Origin of the sequence: Micromonospora pallida (assembly GCF_900090325.1) — a bacterium.
GTDB classification, from domain to species: Bacteria; Actinomycetota; Actinomycetes; order Mycobacteriales; family Micromonosporaceae; genus Micromonospora; species Micromonospora pallida.
Window position 1 is genome coordinate 1416049 of sequence record NZ_FMHW01000002.1, and the last position, 14385, is coordinate 1430433.

Annotated in this window: 14 protein-coding genes; 4 read left to right on the forward strand and 10 right to left on the reverse strand. The window is 72.3% G+C overall.

The features are described 5' to 3' along the window. Position 1: 1 nt before the first annotated feature. From GA0074692_RS06215 to GA0074692_RS34575, 5 genes are all read right to left on the reverse strand, one after another. The gene (locus GA0074692_RS06215; RefSeq protein ID WP_091640296.1) at positions 2 to 991 is read right to left on the reverse strand and encodes a polyprenyl synthetase family protein; all 990 of its coding nucleotides are present in this window, start codon (positions 989 to 991) and stop codon (positions 2 to 4) included. Positions 992 to 994: 3 nt separating this feature from the next. Next, the gene (locus GA0074692_RS06220) at positions 995 to 2437 is read right to left on the reverse strand and encodes a family 2B encapsulin nanocompartment shell protein (RefSeq protein ID WP_245730198.1); all 1443 of its coding nucleotides are present in this window, start codon (positions 2435 to 2437) and stop codon (positions 995 to 997) included. Positions 2438 to 2695: 258 nt separating this feature from the next. Further along, a complete protein-coding gene (locus GA0074692_RS06225) occupies positions 2696 to 3892 on the reverse strand; it encodes a helix-turn-helix domain-containing protein (protein ID WP_091640301.1) in 1197 nt (398 codons plus the stop codon). A gap of 36 nt (positions 3893 to 3928) precedes the next feature. Next, complete coding sequence (locus GA0074692_RS06230) at positions 3929 to 4693, reverse strand: bestrophin-like domain (protein ID WP_091640304.1); 765 nt, start codon at positions 4691 to 4693, stop codon at positions 3929 to 3931. A 17-nt stretch (positions 4694 to 4710) separates the two neighbouring features. Then, the gene (locus tag GA0074692_RS34575) at positions 4711 to 5694 is read right to left on the reverse strand and encodes a GEVED domain-containing protein (protein ID WP_176738328.1); all 984 of its coding nucleotides are present in this window, start codon (positions 5692 to 5694) and stop codon (positions 4711 to 4713) included. Positions 5695 to 5839: 145 nt separating this feature from the next. On the opposite strand from GA0074692_RS34575, the gene GA0074692_RS06240 reads away from it, so the two are divergent. Continuing rightward, positions 5840 to 6256, forward strand: a complete 417-nt coding sequence (locus tag GA0074692_RS06240) for an RNA polymerase sigma factor (RefSeq protein WP_091640307.1) — start codon at positions 5840 to 5842, stop codon at positions 6254 to 6256. Continuing rightward, positions 6183 to 6728 carry a hypothetical protein gene (locus tag GA0074692_RS06245; protein ID WP_141725182.1) on the forward strand — a complete coding sequence of 182 codons (546 nt, stop codon included), beginning with the start codon at positions 6183 to 6185 and terminating at the stop codon, positions 6726 to 6728. Before GA0074692_RS06240 ends, GA0074692_RS06245 begins: the two co-directional genes overlap by 74 nt. Positions 6729 to 6775: 47 nt before the next feature. Here the strand turns inward: GA0074692_RS06245 and GA0074692_RS06250 are convergent, their stop codons facing one another. From GA0074692_RS06250 to GA0074692_RS06265, 4 genes are all read right to left on the reverse strand, one after another. Then, a complete protein-coding gene (locus GA0074692_RS06250) occupies positions 6776 to 7165 on the reverse strand; it encodes a DUF3703 domain-containing protein (RefSeq protein WP_218106579.1) in 390 nt (129 codons plus the stop codon). Continuing rightward, the gene (locus GA0074692_RS06255) at positions 7162 to 7905 is read right to left on the reverse strand and encodes a cation diffusion facilitator family transporter (RefSeq protein WP_091640314.1); all 744 of its coding nucleotides are present in this window, start codon (positions 7903 to 7905) and stop codon (positions 7162 to 7164) included. The genes GA0074692_RS06250 and GA0074692_RS06255 overlap by 4 nt, the downstream gene beginning before the upstream one ends. After that, positions 7905 to 8234 (reverse strand): ArsR/SmtB family transcription factor, encoded by a 330-nt coding sequence (locus GA0074692_RS06260; protein ID WP_176738329.1) that lies wholly within the window; start codon positions 8232 to 8234, stop codon positions 7905 to 7907. The genes GA0074692_RS06255 and GA0074692_RS06260 overlap by 1 nt, the downstream gene beginning before the upstream one ends. A gap of 119 nt (positions 8235 to 8353) precedes the next feature. Further along, positions 8354 to 8698, reverse strand: coding sequence for a YnfA family protein (locus GA0074692_RS06265; RefSeq protein ID WP_091640320.1), 345 nt, complete (start codon positions 8696 to 8698; stop codon positions 8354 to 8356). 525 nt (positions 8699 to 9223) lie between these two features. On the opposite strand from GA0074692_RS06265, the gene GA0074692_RS06270 reads away from it, so the two are divergent. Continuing rightward, entirely contained in the window at positions 9224 to 11617 is a 2394-nt protein-coding gene (locus GA0074692_RS06270; protein WP_091640322.1) for an ATP-binding cassette domain-containing protein, read from the forward strand. 66 nt (positions 11618 to 11683) lie between these two features. Here the strand turns inward: GA0074692_RS06270 and GA0074692_RS06275 are convergent, their stop codons facing one another. Then, positions 11684 to 12946 (reverse strand): Gfo/Idh/MocA family protein, encoded by a 1263-nt coding sequence (locus GA0074692_RS06275; protein ID WP_091640324.1) that lies wholly within the window; start codon positions 12944 to 12946, stop codon positions 11684 to 11686. A 150-nt stretch (positions 12947 to 13096) separates the two neighbouring features. Here GA0074692_RS06275 and GA0074692_RS06280 point away from each other — a divergent pair, with 150 nt between their 5' ends. Continuing rightward, positions 13097 to 14335, forward strand: a complete 1239-nt coding sequence (locus GA0074692_RS06280) for an ABC transporter substrate-binding protein (RefSeq protein ID WP_091640326.1) — start codon at positions 13097 to 13099, stop codon at positions 14333 to 14335. Positions 14336 to 14385 lie beyond the last annotated feature (50 nt).

Here is a 14385-nt window from a genome sequence, read left to right on the forward strand (position 1 = left end):
CTCACCGCTCCCGTCGTACGGCGAGGCCGGCGAGCGCCGCGAGGTCCGCGGACGCCTCCGGCGCGAGGTCGGAGATGCTGGCCAGGGCGTCGTCGACCAGCGCCTCGGCCTGCTTCTGCGCGTACGCCCGGCCGCCCGCCGCCACCACCAGGTCGGCCGCCTCGCGCAGCTCGTCCTCGTCGAGCGCGCGTTCCCGACCGTAGAGCGCGGCGAGCCGGTCGCTCTCCGGGGTGGCGGCGTTCAGCGCCGCGACGACCGGCAGCGACTTCTTGCGGCTGCGCAGGTCGGAGTGGACCGGCTTGCCGGTGGTCGCCGGGTCGCCCCAGATGCCGAGGAGGTCGTCGACGAACTGGAAGGCGAGCCCGAGCTGACGCCCGAACGCGGTGAGGCGGTCCACGTCCGCCGCCCGTTTGCCGGCGGCCAGCGCGCCCAGGGCGCACGCGGCGCCGAACAGCGCGCCGGTCTTGGCGAGCGCCATCTCCCGCGCCTCGGCGACCGACGCGGACGTCCGCCGCTCCAGGCACAGGTCCGCCGCCTGCCCGCCGAGCAGTTCCTGCACGGCGGCGGCGAGCAGCCGGGTGGCGGCGACCTCCGACGCGACCAGGTCCAGCGCGAGGGTGAGCAGGGCGTTGCCGGCGAGTATCGCGTTGTCCGTGCCGAACACGGTCCACGCGGTCGGCCGGTGCCGGCGGGTCGTGTCCCGGTCCATCACGTCGTCGTGCAGGAGCGAGAAGTTGTGCACGAGCTCGACGGCGACCGCGGCCGGCAGGGCCGACCCCGGATCGGCCCCGACGGCCCGCGCCGCGGCCAGCGTGAACGCCGGCCGCAGCGCCTTGCCGCGGTACACACCGGCCGGCTGACCAGCGGCATCGAGCCAACCGAAGTGGTAGCCGACCACCCGCGTCATCGCCGCCGGAAGCGTGGCGACGGCCGCCTGTAGCGCGGGCGTCACCAGCACCCCGGCGGCCGCCCTCCGATCGGTGTCCGCCATGGGTCAGCTCCCGGACCGCTGCGGCACGTCGCCGTAGTGGCCGACCTCGACGTCCTCCAGCACGCCGAGCGCGTCCGGCACCAGCACGGCCGCCGAGAAGTACGCGGTCACCAGGTAGTTCATCACCGCCTTCTCGTCGATGCTCATGAACCGTACGGAGAGGCTCGGCTGGTACTCGTCCGGCAACCCGGTCTGGTGCAGGCCGACGACGCCCTGGTCCTCGACCCCGGTCCGCATCGCGATGATCGACGTGGTGAGCGTCGGGCTGACCGGGATCTTGTTGCAGGGCAGGATCGGCACGCCCCGCCAGGCCGGGACGGTGTGGCCGTTCATGTCGATGCTGGACGGATAGAGCCCGCGCCGGGTGCACTCCCGGCCGAACGCGGCGATGGCCTTCGGGTGGGCCAGGATGAACCGGGTGTTGCGCCGGCGGGCCAGCAGCTCGTCCATGTCGTCCGGGGTGGGCGGGCCGGTACGGGTGTGGATGCGCTGCCGCAGGTCCGCGTTGTGCAGCAGGCCGAACTCGCGGTTGTTGACCATCTCGTGCTCCTGCCGTTCCCGCAGCGCCTCGACGGTCAGCCGGAGTTGCTCCTCGAGCTGGTTCATCGGGTGGTTGTAGAGATCGGCGACCCGGGTGTGCACCCGCAGTACGGTCTGCGCGACGGACAGCTCGTACTCGCGCGGCGCGGCGTCGTAGTCGACGAACGTGCTGGGCAGCCGGGGCTCGCCGGTGTGTCCGGCGGCCAGTTCGATCGCCGCCTCCCCGAGCCGGTTCTGGGGTTTCCCGGTGGCCTCCCGGTACGCGTCCAGGTGCGCGCGCAGCGCCGGGGTCCGGTCGGCGAGCTCCCGGAACTCGCTCACCGGCAACTCCAGGACGATGCACCGGGTGGTGGCCTGCGCGGTGGTGTCCCAGGTCGCCTCGGCGTCGGTGAGCGCCGCGTCGCCGAGGTAGTCGCCGTCGGCGAGCACGCCCCGCACGGACTGGCCGCCGTACTGTCCTTCGCCGAGCTTGGTGACCTTGCCGTGGGCGATGGCGAGCACCCGGTCGACCGGCCCACCGGCCGGCAGGATGGTCTCGCCGGCCGCGTACTCGTGCTGGGTGAACCGGTCGGCGATCGCGGCGAGCACGCCCTCGTCGGCGAAGCCGCGCAGCGCGGGCAGTTCACGCAGCTCGCCGGGCACGAGTTGGACCTGTGCGCCGGTGTTGGTGAAGGAGAGCCGCCCGTCGCCGACGACGTAGGACAGTCGCCGGTTCACCCGGTACGTGCCGCCGACCACGTCGACCCAGGGCAACACCCTGAGCAGCCAGCGGGAGGAGATCTCCTGCATCTGCGGGGCGGACTTGGTGGTGGTCGCGAGGGTGCGTGCCCCCGCGGTGCTGAGGCTGGTCTGTGCGTTCTCGTGCTGCGTGCTGTCCGAGGACCTGTCCGATCCGGTTACCGACACGGTGCCACCGCCGTTCTGTGACCGAGGGATCCGCGCATGCCTGCGCGCGAAGGGTTTACGCAACTTGCGTTCGCGAGCTTTCTGCGGGCAGAGCATGTGTCAGCCATGGACGATCCACAATGGAGCAGCGATATACCCGTCAATATGCTGGCGTGTACCGATATCTACTGATATCGTGGCGCGCGCCGGGCGCGGCACCCGATCCGGCGGCCAGCGTTCGTCGGGCCGCCGGTGGCCGACCGCTCGCGCGGCCGGTGATCAGGCGAGGCCGGCGCGGCCGGCGAGGGCCCAGGCGTCGGCCCGGACGAGCCCGTCGTCGTTCGACAGCAGGTCGGTGATGGCCCGCCGGGCGTACCGGTTCACCCGAAGCTCCTCGGCGCAGGCCTGCTCGGCCTTGCCGAGGGCGAGCAGGGTGCCGGGTGCGCTCCGGGCCCGCGCGTGTACGCAGGCGAGGGTGATGAAGCCACGGCTGCGCCGGGCCCGGTCCGGCATGCTGTCCGGCTCGACGCGGGCGGACAGCCGCAACGCGTCCGACAGGTGACCGAGCCGCAACGCGACCCGGACCGCCTGCAGGGCCACGTCCTGGACGCCGAACGGGCTCCGTGGATCGTCCGGGGCCGCCTCACGGGCGTACCCGGCCGCGCGGCTCAGCCAGCGCCGGGCGGCGTGCGCGGCGTTCCCGGCGGTCGCGATCCGCGCGGCGGCCAGGTGCAGCCGGCCGGCCACCGCCGGGCGGGCCGCGCAGGCGCAGTCACCCACGGTGCGCAGTGCCGTGTCGCAGGCCGCCTCGGCGCTGGGCAGCGCCCCGAGGTGGGCGAGGGTCTGCGCGTACGTGCCGATGGCGGCGGCCGTGGTGCAGGCGCAGCCGCCGTCGCGCGCCGCGAGCACCGCGTGCTGCGCCGCCGCCAGCGCGGTGGTCCCGTCGCCGACCCGACTCGCCAGCTGACACGCCAGCCGGTAGGCGTGGGCCGCGGCCTCGCCGGTCGCCGCGCGCAGGACGGCCGGGAGGCGGCCGAGCGTACGGGTGTAGGGCTCCGCCGAGTTCTGCCATTCGGCCCACAGCCAGGTCACCTCGTCGCCGAGGGTGCCATCCGGCCGGGCGTTTGCCGCGTCCGCCGTCCCGCCTTCCGCCGACGGCGCTCCGGGGCGTCGGAGCGCGGCGGCGGGCAGGGTGAACACCGCGTCGCGCAGTGCCGTCAGGTCCAGTGGCGACCGGGGTGGGGCGACCGGGCGGGCCGTGGCGCTGGCGACGAAGGCCGCCACGTCGGCGACCTGCAACACGGTGGCGAGCTGGAGGAGAACGGAGAGCCGGTCCACCGGCCGGTCGCCCCGCTCCACCTGACGGACCCACTCGGCGCTGCGGCCCACCAGGTCGCCCAGTGCCCGGCGGGACAGGCCCCGGTGCTGCCGGGCGAGCGCGATCCTCCGGCCGAGTGGTGGGTCCACAGTGGTCATCGGCGGCAAACTATACAACCCGCTGTGTCGGCATGGCTACGATGCGCCAAGTGTCGTGAGCATGGCCGTCAACGGCTCCGGCCCGACGGACAACGCCCGGCTGAACGGGAACTCGAGCTGGTAGAGGATGAACAGCGACAGCGCCGTCATGGCGGTGACGGTCGCGATCATCAGACCGTTCGGAAACGTCCGCGCCAGACCGAACAGGTACAGGAACCCGATGCCCACCGCGCCACCGAGGACGAGCGCCGGCCACAGCAGCGGTGGCATTCCGTCCGCTGCGGCGGACAGTCGGATACGTCGGGCGTCAGCGGCGCTCTCGAGCCGGTCGAGCACGTTCTGCGCCGCCTTCTCCTGCTGCTCGTCACTGGTGCGGACCGCGACCGCGGCGGCGCGCAGCTCGTCGAAGCGCGCCTCGGTGGCCGGGTCTCCGGTCCGGTCAGCCCGCAGCCGAGGCCACTCCTGTCGTACCGCCGACTGGCCGTACGCGGTGATCAGCGACCGGACCTGGGCGCCGCTCGTCGCGTCGAGATGACCCGCCCACCAGTACGCCTCGGACAGGTCGTGGGCCTCCTGGCGGGTGTACTGGCCCGCTTCGGCGTGCGGCTCCCACACGGCGATCGCCCCGATCGCGATGAAGATGGCGTACACCATGCTGACGGTCGCGTACATGGCGCCCGCCGCGCCCGAGTCCGCGATCAGCCAGCGCTCGGGCACGTACCGGGACACCAGCAGGAAGCCGCCCGTGCCGACAGCGGCGGCGACCGCCATCACGACCAGGCTGGCCAACAGGGTCGACATGCTCTCCTCCGGGGTGGCTAGCGGCTGCGGCGGGCGGAGCGGCCGACGGCGTGTGCCGCCCCGGCCGCGGCCGGGGCCACGATCAGGAGCGCGACGGACCAGGTCAGCGGCAATCCACGGCGCGGTGGCGAGGGTTCGGCCCGGGTGGGCGTCCGGACCCCTGCGGACATGGGGCGGCTCGGTGGGGTCGGTGCCGGTGGGCTCGTCGCGGTCGGGGTGGGTGTCGTTCCGGGCGTCGGGCTCGACGTCCGGGTCGGTGTTGGTGTCGGCGGCCCAGGCTGCGGCGCCCCGGTCGTCGGCGTGGGCTGGGGCGTCGGTTGGGTCGGGGTCGGCTGTGGTGCCGGGCTGGTGGGCGTGGGCTGCGGCGCGCCCACGAGGGTGACCCGGTAGTCCTCGACCTCGCCGCCGACCGCCACACCGGTCGGGTCGGGGTGGACCGGTCGGCCCGGGTAGAGGCGGAGGCGCAGTTGGCCGGCACCGGCCGGGGCGCCGGCCGGTGCCGGCCAGCGCAGGGTCACGTTTCTGGCGCCGACGGGCACCCGGACCACCGCCCGCTCGCTCGCGGAGAAACCGTCGCGGTCGGTGTCCAGCCAGCCGGCCAGCAGTGCCGGGGACCCGCTGGTGTTGCGGACCCGCACGGTCACCTGGGGCGCGTCGGCGGAGAGGCGCACCGGCGTGGCGAGGCCGTCGTCGACGTCACCGTCGCCGGGGCGGCCGTTCCGGTCGGCGGTGACCGAGGTGCCGATGGTCAGCCTCCCGATCACGGTGATCCGGTGTCGTGGCCCGTGCTGCGCCCGCGTGGTCGGATACGGCGGGGACGCGTCGCCGTAGTCCCACCCGTGGTCGCACCCGGACTCGCCCACTCCGCGAGCCTGTTCTGGGCGCGCCACGGACGACGCCGTGCCGGTGGGCTGGGACGCGGCGGTCCCGGCCGGGCCGACGAGCAACACGAACAGCAGGACTGCGGGGAGTAACGAGGCGGATGCGGTGCGCCGCGCCATGGGGACCGATCGTAGGGCCACGCATTCGGCACACCGCCAACTCTTTGTGGGACCAACAAATGTTGGTGCCCCGTCCGCCCCATAACGCGGTACGTGCTGCCGACCAAGTACAGATGTCGCCGCCTGCCGCACCGAGGAGCCGCCGATGGGCCGCCCGCCCCCGCTGACCGACCCGGAAACCTTCACCGCCTTCTACCGTGCCCACGTCGACGCGGTGCTGCGCTTCGTCACCCGCCGGGTCGACGACCCGCACCTCGCCGCCGACATCACCGCCGAGGTGTTCTCCGCGGTCATCGCCTCGGCCGCGACCTACCGTCCCGACCGCGGCAATCCGGTGGCCTGGTTGTACGGCATTGCACGCAACCACATCGCCAGCGCCGCACGGCAACGTGCCCGGGAGGCGGACCGACGCCAACGCGTGGCCGGTCGCTGTTCCGCGCCCGTCGCGCCCTCACCGACACCCCCGCACCCGTGGAGGCGAAGACGCCATGACGTTCGAAGACCGTTTGCTCGCCCAACTCAGGACCGAACTACCGAGTGCCCCGCCGCCGGCACGCCGTAAGCGATGGCTGATCGGGGCCACCGCGATCATGACCGCGGCCGGTGCGGCGGTCACCGCGGCGACCGTGGGCCACGCCGCCTACGCCATCGAGGCCGCCGCCGACGGCGGGCTCGTCGTCACCATGAACAGCACCGACGCCGCTGACGTGGCACGAGCCGAGGCGGACCTCAAGGACCGTGGCGTACGCATCGAACTGGTCGCCTCGACCCACGACTGCCTCGATGTGCTCGGCGCACCGTTGGTCGTCCCGCCGCATCATCCACCGCTGACCGGCCCGCCGTCGCGGGAACTGCATCCGGAGCTGTACGCGTTCCAGGCCACGGGCGACGGCGGCTTCGTCGTCCGCCCCGACGTCATCCCCGCTGGTGAGGTGTTGTGGGTCGCCCTGGCCGACGACGGGCAGACCCTGGCCACCGTGGCCAAGTTCGCCCCGGCCGGCACCCCGCAACCGGACTTCTGCACCAACCGGTGACGCAGCCGGCCTGTGTCCGACGGTGGCGGCCGCCGCCGGCTGCCGGATCAGCTGACCGGCTCGGCTTTCGTGCCGGACGCGGACGCGAGCAGGGCGGCGAGGTCGGCGGGGATCGGCATCGGTTGAGTCAGCGGGACCCGGGCCCGGCCGGTGTTGCCGGTCGGGTAGCGGCCCAGCGCGGATCCGGGCCCGGCGACGGCGAGCCGGATCACCTGCCCGACCGCCTCGACGCGGTCCCGTTCGCGCAGGGCGCGGCGCAGCATGGCGGCGTGCACCACCGTGTGCGGCCACGGCCACGGCTGCGACAGGATGTGCGCGCGTTCGGCGGCTCGCCACGCGGTCGATGCCTCGGTCGCGGTGCGGGCGGTGGCCAGTTCGGCGTCGAGGGCGGCCCGCACCGTCGGCGGCATCCGCCGCCCGAGTGTTCGTGTGATCATTTCTCCTCCTCCGAGCAGCAGGAACAGTTCGGCCGGCAGCCGCACGCGCCCGCCGCGGCGGCCTGGGCGTCGGCCGGTGCGCCGACCGGGGCGGTCATCGGCACGGCGCAGCAGGTGTCGCCGCGCCAGGCCTCGCGGCCTTCCTTGACCGCGACGGCGGCGATGACCAGCGCGGCGACCGGGTCGGCCCAGGACCAGCCGAACAGGCTGTTCAGCCCCAGGCCGACGAGGACGACGGCGGACAGGTAGGTGCACAGCAGGGTCTGCTTGGAGTCGGCGACCGCCGAACGGGAACCGAGTTCCCGGCCGGCGCGGCGCTGGGCGTACGAGAGCACCGGCATGATCGCCAGCGACAGGGCGGCCAGCACTAGGCCGACGCTGGAGTGTTCCGCCTCGGCCCCGCCGATCAGGGCGCGCACCGACTCGACGGTGACGTACGCGGCGAGGGCGAAGAACGAGACCGCGATGATCCGCAGCGCGACCTTCTCCCGAGACTCCGGGTCGCGGCCGGCGAACTGCCACGCCACCGCCGCCGCCGACGACACCTCGATCACCGAGTCCAGCCCGAAGCCGATCAGCGCGGTGGACGACGCGATCGTGCCGGCCGTGATCGCCACGACCGCCTCGATGATGTTGTAGGTGATCGTCGCGGCGACCAGCAGCCGCACCCGGCTGGTGAGTACCGCCCGGCGGGCCGCCGACGGCCCGGCCGGTGCCAGGTTGATCAGGGGCAGGCTCATCAGCAACAGCCCTTCTCGTCGGAGTCCGGGCAGGCGGCCGGGTCGACCGCCAGCACCAGCCCCAACAGGTCCCCGAGCGCGTGCGCCAGTCGCGCGTCGGCCAGCTCGTACCGGGTCCGCCGCCCTTCCGGCACCGTGACCACCAGGCCGCAGCCGCGCAGGCAGGACAGGTGGTTCGACAGATTCTGCCGGGTCGTACCCAGCAGTTCGGCCAGCTCCGCCGGATATCCCGGCCCGTCGCGCAGGGCCAGCAGCAGCCGCGCCCGGGTCGGATCCGACAGGGCATGGCCGAAACGGGCCAGCACCTGCCCGTACGTCAACGTCTCCACGCCACCAATAGTACATCCGATGCTGTACTAATCAACCCGGTGTCGGCCTGGTGCCGAGGACGGGGGGAGCGACGTGCGGGGTCGACCCACCGCCGGCTGACCGGTGGAACCGGGGCAGGTCAGGAGCCGGTGGTGGCGCGGGGCGCGTACATGATGATGGCCACCCCGACGAGGCAGATGACCGCACCGACGACGTCCCACCGGTCGGGGCGGAACTTGTCGACCACCATGCCCCAGACGAGGGAGCCGGCGACGAAGACGCCGCCGTAGGCGGCGAGGATGCGGCCGAAGTTCGGGTCGGGTTGCAGGGACGCGACGAACCCGTACGCGCCGAGGGCGATGACGCCCCCGGCGATCCACCACAGGCCACGGTGTTCCCGCCAGCCCTGCCAGATCAGCCAGGCTCCGCCGATCTCGGCGACGGCGGCGAGGACGAACAGCAGCAGCGAACGCAGGATGGTCACGCCGGAACCGTACCGGGGATGATCAGGTGGTGCCGCACGCGCAGCCGATGGGGCAGCCACCCTGGTGCTGCCGCCGGGACGACCACCACCAGGCCCCGCCCGCGACGCCACCGACCAGCAGCGACCCGTTCCACGGTCGCCATTCGGGCCGTTCGGCTGAAGCCGGGCCGTACCGGCGACGTGTCTATGATCGGGGCGACGTCGAGGTCCTCGAGACCGGCGCGGTGGCACAGGAACGGGGGTGACCGGTGCGCCGTACGCGCCGGCTCCGACCCGTGCGCGTCGGCCCCGGCGTACGGCTGGTTCCGCAGGTCCCCGCATGGCCTGGCGCGAGCCGCCCGACCGCGAGCTGACGCGCGACAGCCGCTGGCCGGTCCGACAGCTTTACCGGGGGCGGGCCGCGTGGCGCAGTAGGGGCGCCGGGGGCCGAGGCGACGGAAGACGTACTGCTCGAAGCTGGTCAGCCCAGGCCGGGCGACGCCGACGGAGGCCGCGCAGGCGGCCCGCCCAACAGTTGGAGAAACGATGAGCAAGGCCACGAGGACGGACGACCGGTCGTCCACGCCGCACGCCGCCGACAGCCACGACATGATCCGCGTGCAGGGGGCGCGCGAGAACAACCTCAAGGACGTCAGCGTCGAGATCCCGAAGCGCCGCCTCACGGTGTTCACCGGCGTCTCCGGCTCGGGCAAGAGCTCGCTGGTGTTCGGCACGATCGCCGCCGAGTCGCAGCGGATGATCAACGAGACCTACAGCGCGTTCGTGCAGGGCTTCATGCCGACGCTCTCCCGGCCGGAGGTCGACCTGCTGGAGGGGCTGACCACGGCGATCATCGTCGACCAGGAGCGGCTGGGCGCCAACCCCCGCTCCACCGTCGGCACCGCCACCGACGCCAACGCGATGCTGCGCATCCTTTTCAGCCGGCTCGGCCAGCCGTACATCGGGTCGGCCAACGCGTTCTCGTTCAACGTCCCCTCGGTGAAGGCCAGCGGCGCGATCACCGTCGAGCGGGGCGAGGGGAAGACGAAGACCGAGAAGGCGACCTTCACCCGGCTCGGCGGCATGTGCTCGCGCTGCGAGGGCATGGGCTCGGTCACCGACTTCGACCTGTCCGCGCTGTACGACGACAGCCTGTCGCTGAACGAGGGCGCGATCACGATCCCCGGCTACAGCATGGAAGGCTGGTACGGCCGCATCTTCCGGGGCTCCGGCTTCTTCGACCCGGACAAGCCCATCCGCAAGTACACCAAGAAGGAACTGCAGGATCTCCTCTACCGGGAGCCGACCAAGGTCAAGGTCGAGGGAATCAACGTCACGTACGAGGGGCTGATCCCGAAGATCCAGAAGTCGTTCCTGGCCAAGGACGTCGACGCGATGCAGCCGCACATCCGCGCCTTCGTGGAGCGGGCGGTGACGTTCACGACCTGCCCCGAGTGCGAGGGCACCCGGCTGAGCAAGGAGGCCCGGTCGTCGAAGATCAAGGGAATCAACATCGCCGACGCGTGCGCGATGCAGATCAGCGACCTCGCCGAGTGGGTGCGCGGCCTCGACGAGCCGTCCGTGGCGCCGCTGCTCACGACGTTGCAGCACACGCTCGACTCGTTCGTGGGGATCGGACTGGGCTACCTCTCGCTCGCCCGTCCGTCCGGCACGCTGTCCGGCGGCGAGGCGCAGCGGACGAAGCTGATCCGTCACCTGGGCTCCGCGCTCACCGACGTCACGTACGTCTTCGACGAGCCCACCATCGGCCTGCACCCACATGACATCCAGCGGATGAACGACCTGCTGCTGCGCCTGCGGGACAAGGGCAACACGGTGCTGGTCGTGGAGCACAAGCCGGAGACGATCGCGATCGCCGACCATGTCGTCGACCTCGGTCCGGGCGCGGGCACGGGGGGCGGCACCGTCTGCTTCGAGGGCACCGTCGAGGGGCTGCGGGCCAGCGGCACCCTCACCGGACGCCACCTCGACGACCGGGCCACCCTCAAGGAGACCGTACGCCGGCCGACCGGCGCGCTGGAGATCCGTGGCGCGACGGCCAACAACCTGCAGTCGGTGGACGTCGACATCCCGCTCGGGGTGCTCGTGGTCCTCACCGGCGTCGCCGGCTCCGGCAAGAGCTCGCTCGTGCACGGGTCGATTCCGGCCGGCGCGGGGGTGGTGTCGATCGACCAGGGCGCGATCCGTGGCTCGCGACGGAGCAACCCGGCGACGTACACCGGGCTGCTCGACCCGATCCGCAAGGCGTTCGCGAAGGCCAACGGCGTGAAGCCGGCGCTGTTCAGCGCCAACTCCGAGGGCGCCTGCCCCACCTGCAACGGCGCCGGCGTCATCTACACCGACCTGGGCATGATGGCCGGCGTCGCCAGCACCTGCGAGGACTGCGAGGGGAAGCGGTTCCAGGCGGCGGTGCTGGAGTACCACCTCGGCGGCCGGAACATCAGCGAGGTCCTGGCGATGTCGGTGACCGAGGCCGAGGAGTTCTTCGGCGCGGGCGAGGCGCGCACGCCCGCCGCGCACGCCATCCTCACCCGGCTCGCCGACGTCGGGCTCGGCTATCTCAGCCTCGGCCAGCCGCTCACCACGCTCTCCGGCGGCGAGCGGCAGCGGCTCAAGCTGGCCACCCACATGGCCGAGAAGGGCGGCGTCTACGTCCTCGACGAGCCGACCACCGGCCTCCACCTGGCCGACGTCGAACACCTGCTCGCCCTGCTCGACCGACTGGTCGACGCCGGCAAGTCGGTGATCGTCATCGAGCACCACCAGGCGGTCATGGCGCACGCCGACTGGATCATCGACCTCGGTCCGGGCGCCGGTCACGACGGCGGCCGGATCGTTTTCGAGGGCACCCCCGCCGACCTGGTCACCGCCCGCTCCACCCTCACCGGCGAGCACCTCGCGGACTACGTCCGCGCCTGACCGAGGCCCGCACGTGGCCGACCGTCGGGGTCACCGGTGACGGTGACCCCGACGGTCGCGTCCGACTCACGCCGACGGCGCGGCGAGGGCGACCGGCACTCCGCCGGCCAGCCGGCTGCGTTCGGCGGCGAACGCCATCCGGTGGCTGTCCAGCGACTCCCGGGGTCCCGACCGGATCCGGGTGCGGTCGCCGCTGGCCACGGCCTCGACGAAGGCGGCCATCAGGGCAATGTCGCCGCCGCCGTGTCCGGATCCGGCATCGGCGCCCCCGCCCCGGGTGTCCGTGGTGACGGTCCCGCCGGTGACGAAGTCGGTGACGGTGACCTGCTCGCCGTCGCCCTCCAGGTAGCCGTGCGTGCCCATGATCCGGGTACGCCGGTGCCCGCCCGGGGTGAAGGCGCTCATGGTCAGGGTGGCGGTGGCCCCACCGGCGAAGGTCACGGTCACGCTCTGGTGGTCGACGACGTCGTTGTCGCTGGCATAGACGCACCGCCCGTACGGGCCCTCCCGTAGCGCCACGTCGACGCCGTGCGGCGTCAGGTCGCGGGTCACCACCGACAGCGGCCACTCGTGGCGATCCGGGGCCGCGAGGCAGTCGCGGTAGAACCGCACTGCGGAGTAGGGGCAGCCTGCCTCCACCCGGCAGTCGAGGCAGCGGTCGGCGGCCCCTTCGGGGCGCTGGTCCGGCCGGAAGTGTCGCAGCGCGCCCACGCTGCTGACCTGGACCGGATCGTCGTCCACCACGTAGCGCAGCCAGTCCAGGTCGTGGCAGCACTTGGCGAGCAGGCTGCTCGACGAGTCGTCGGCGCGGCGCCAGTTGCCGCGCACGTACGAGTGGGCGAAGTGCCACCAGCCGACCGGCTCGAGGTGCTCGACCCCGATGATCCGTCCCAACGCGCCGGCGTCGAGGTGCCGTTTCACCTCGTCCGTGTAGCGGGTGTACCGCAGTACGTGGCAGACGGCGAGCAGCACGCCGGCGCGTTCCGCCGCGTCGGCGACCGTCACGCACTCCGCCTCGGTCGGCGCGATCGGCTTCTCCAGCAGGACGTGGTAACCGAGCGCGGCGAGTCGGGCCGCCGGCTCCGCGTGTTCCCGGTCGGGGGTGGCGAGCACGACCGCGTCGGCCAGCCGTGGCCGTGCCACCAGGTCCCGCCAGGACCCGAACCGCTCCGGCTTCGGTATCCGGTGCGCGTCGGCGAGGGCCGCACGGTGCGCGGTTCGTGGTTCGGCGACCGCGACGACGCGCGCCCGCTCGGGGTGGCGGAGCGCGTAGCCGGCGTAGGTGCTGCCGCGGCTGCCGGCGCCGACGACGGCAAGAGTGACGGTCATCGGAGTCCTTAACTATTACGGGTGGGGATTGATTTGCTGCGCTGGTCGTACGAACAGTGACGATGTGATCTCGACGGTGCTCGGCTCTAGTATCGGCCCGGACCGTAAGTTAATGTACTGCCCACCTGACCTCCCCCGGAAGGACGCGAGATGCATGTTCGGAAGAGCCTGTCGGCTGTCGCGGTGGCCCTCACGGCCGCCCTCGCGGTCACCGGCTGTGGTGGCTCCGGATCCGGTGACTCCGACAAGACCGTGACAATGTGGATCTACCCGGTGATCTTCGACGAGGCGAAGCACCGGGCCTACTGGGACGAGGCCGCCAAGGCGTTCGAGACCGCCAACCCGGGCATCAAGGTCAAGACCGAGATCTTCCCGTGGGCCAACCGCGACCAGGCGCTGGCCACCGCGATCGCCGGCAACAAGGGACCGGACGTCGTCTACCTCATCCCCGACCAGCTGCCCAAGTACGCCCGCAACATCGAGCCGGTCGACAAGTACCTCGACGAGGCGACCAAGAGCGACCTGCACGAGAACGTGGTGCAGTCGGTGAGCATCGACGGCAAGATGATGGGCGCTCCGATCCTCACCAGCGCTGCCACCCCGGTCTGCAACAAGAAGGTCTTCACGGCCGTCGGCGAGACGACCTACCCGACGAGCTGGAACGACCTGCTCACCCTGGCCCCGAAGTTCAAGGCCAAGGGCTACGACATCGTCGCCTACGCCGGTGACGCCAAGCAGACCCTGAACCAGACCTTCTACCCGCTGCTCTGGCAGGCCGGGGGCGACGTGTTCAGCCCCGACGGCAAGTCGGTCACGTTCAACAGCGCCGAGGGCAAGAGCGCGCTGAACTTCCTCAAGCAGCTCGTCGACGGCGGCTACGTCGACAAGTCCCTGATCACCGCCACGCCGCCGATCGAGCAGACCCGCATCGCGCAGGACAAGGTCGGCTGCGCGTGGTACGTGCCGGTGAGCGAGGTCGAGAAGGTCTGGGGCAAGGAGAACGTCCAGATCGTCCCGCACTTCACCGGAACCAAGCAGATCGGCTACGGCACCGTCGGCTCGCTGTCGATGTTGAAGAACGCCAAGGACAAGGAGGCGGCCGGCAAGTGGCTCGCCTTCGCGACCAACGCCGAGCAGACCAAGAAGTACGACCTCGCCTCCGGCTTCTTCTCCCCGCACAAGTCCACCGGCTCGCTGTACGCCGGCGACCCGATCCTCGGTGAGCAGGAGAAGCAGGTCGGCAGCAGCACCGTCGGCCCGCTGCACGAGAAGGCCCGCGACATCCAGGGCGTCCTCTCCCCGGAGATCCAGGCCGCCCTGCTCGGCAAGAAGTCCGTCGACCAGGCGCTCGACGACGCGGCGAAGGCCGCCAACGCGCTGCTCGGCTAGTCACCACGCACCGCGCGGTGGGCGGCGAGCACGCCCACCGCGCGGCGCCG

Coding starts and splice junctions, on each gene's coding strand:
- GA0074692_RS06215 (WP_091640296.1), bottom strand. CDS start 991: ATGGCGGACACCGATCGGAGGGCGGCCGCCGGGGTGCTGGTGACGCCC.
- GA0074692_RS06245 (WP_141725182.1), top strand. CDS start 6,183: ATGACGTTCGAAGACCGTTTGCTCGCCCAACTCAGGACCGAACTACCG.
- GA0074692_RS06255 (WP_091640314.1), bottom strand. CDS start 7,905: ATGAGCCTGCCCCTGATCAACCTGGCACCGGCCGGGCCGTCGGCGGCC.
- GA0074692_RS06270 (WP_091640322.1), top strand. CDS start 9,224: ATGAGCAAGGCCACGAGGACGGACGACCGGTCGTCCACGCCGCACGCC.
- GA0074692_RS06240 (WP_091640307.1), top strand. CDS start 5,840: ATGGGCCGCCCGCCCCCGCTGACCGACCCGGAAACCTTCACCGCCTTC.
- GA0074692_RS06230 (WP_091640304.1), bottom strand. CDS start 4,693: ATGTCGACCCTGTTGGCCAGCCTGGTCGTGATGGCGGTCGCCGCCGCT.
- GA0074692_RS06250 (WP_218106579.1), bottom strand. CDS start 7,165: ATGATCACACGAACACTCGGGCGGCGGATGCCGCCGACGGTGCGGGCC.
- GA0074692_RS34575 (WP_176738328.1), bottom strand. CDS start 5,694: ATGGCGCGGCGCACCGCATCCGCCTCGTTACTCCCCGCAGTCCTGCTG.
- GA0074692_RS06275 (WP_091640324.1), bottom strand. CDS start 12,946: ATGACCGTCACTCTTGCCGTCGTCGGCGCCGGCAGCCGCGGCAGCACC.
- GA0074692_RS06280 (WP_091640326.1), top strand. CDS start 13,097: ATGCATGTTCGGAAGAGCCTGTCGGCTGTCGCGGTGGCCCTCACGGCC.
- GA0074692_RS06225 (WP_091640301.1), bottom strand. CDS start 3,892: ATGACCACTGTGGACCCACCACTCGGCCGGAGGATCGCGCTCGCCCGG.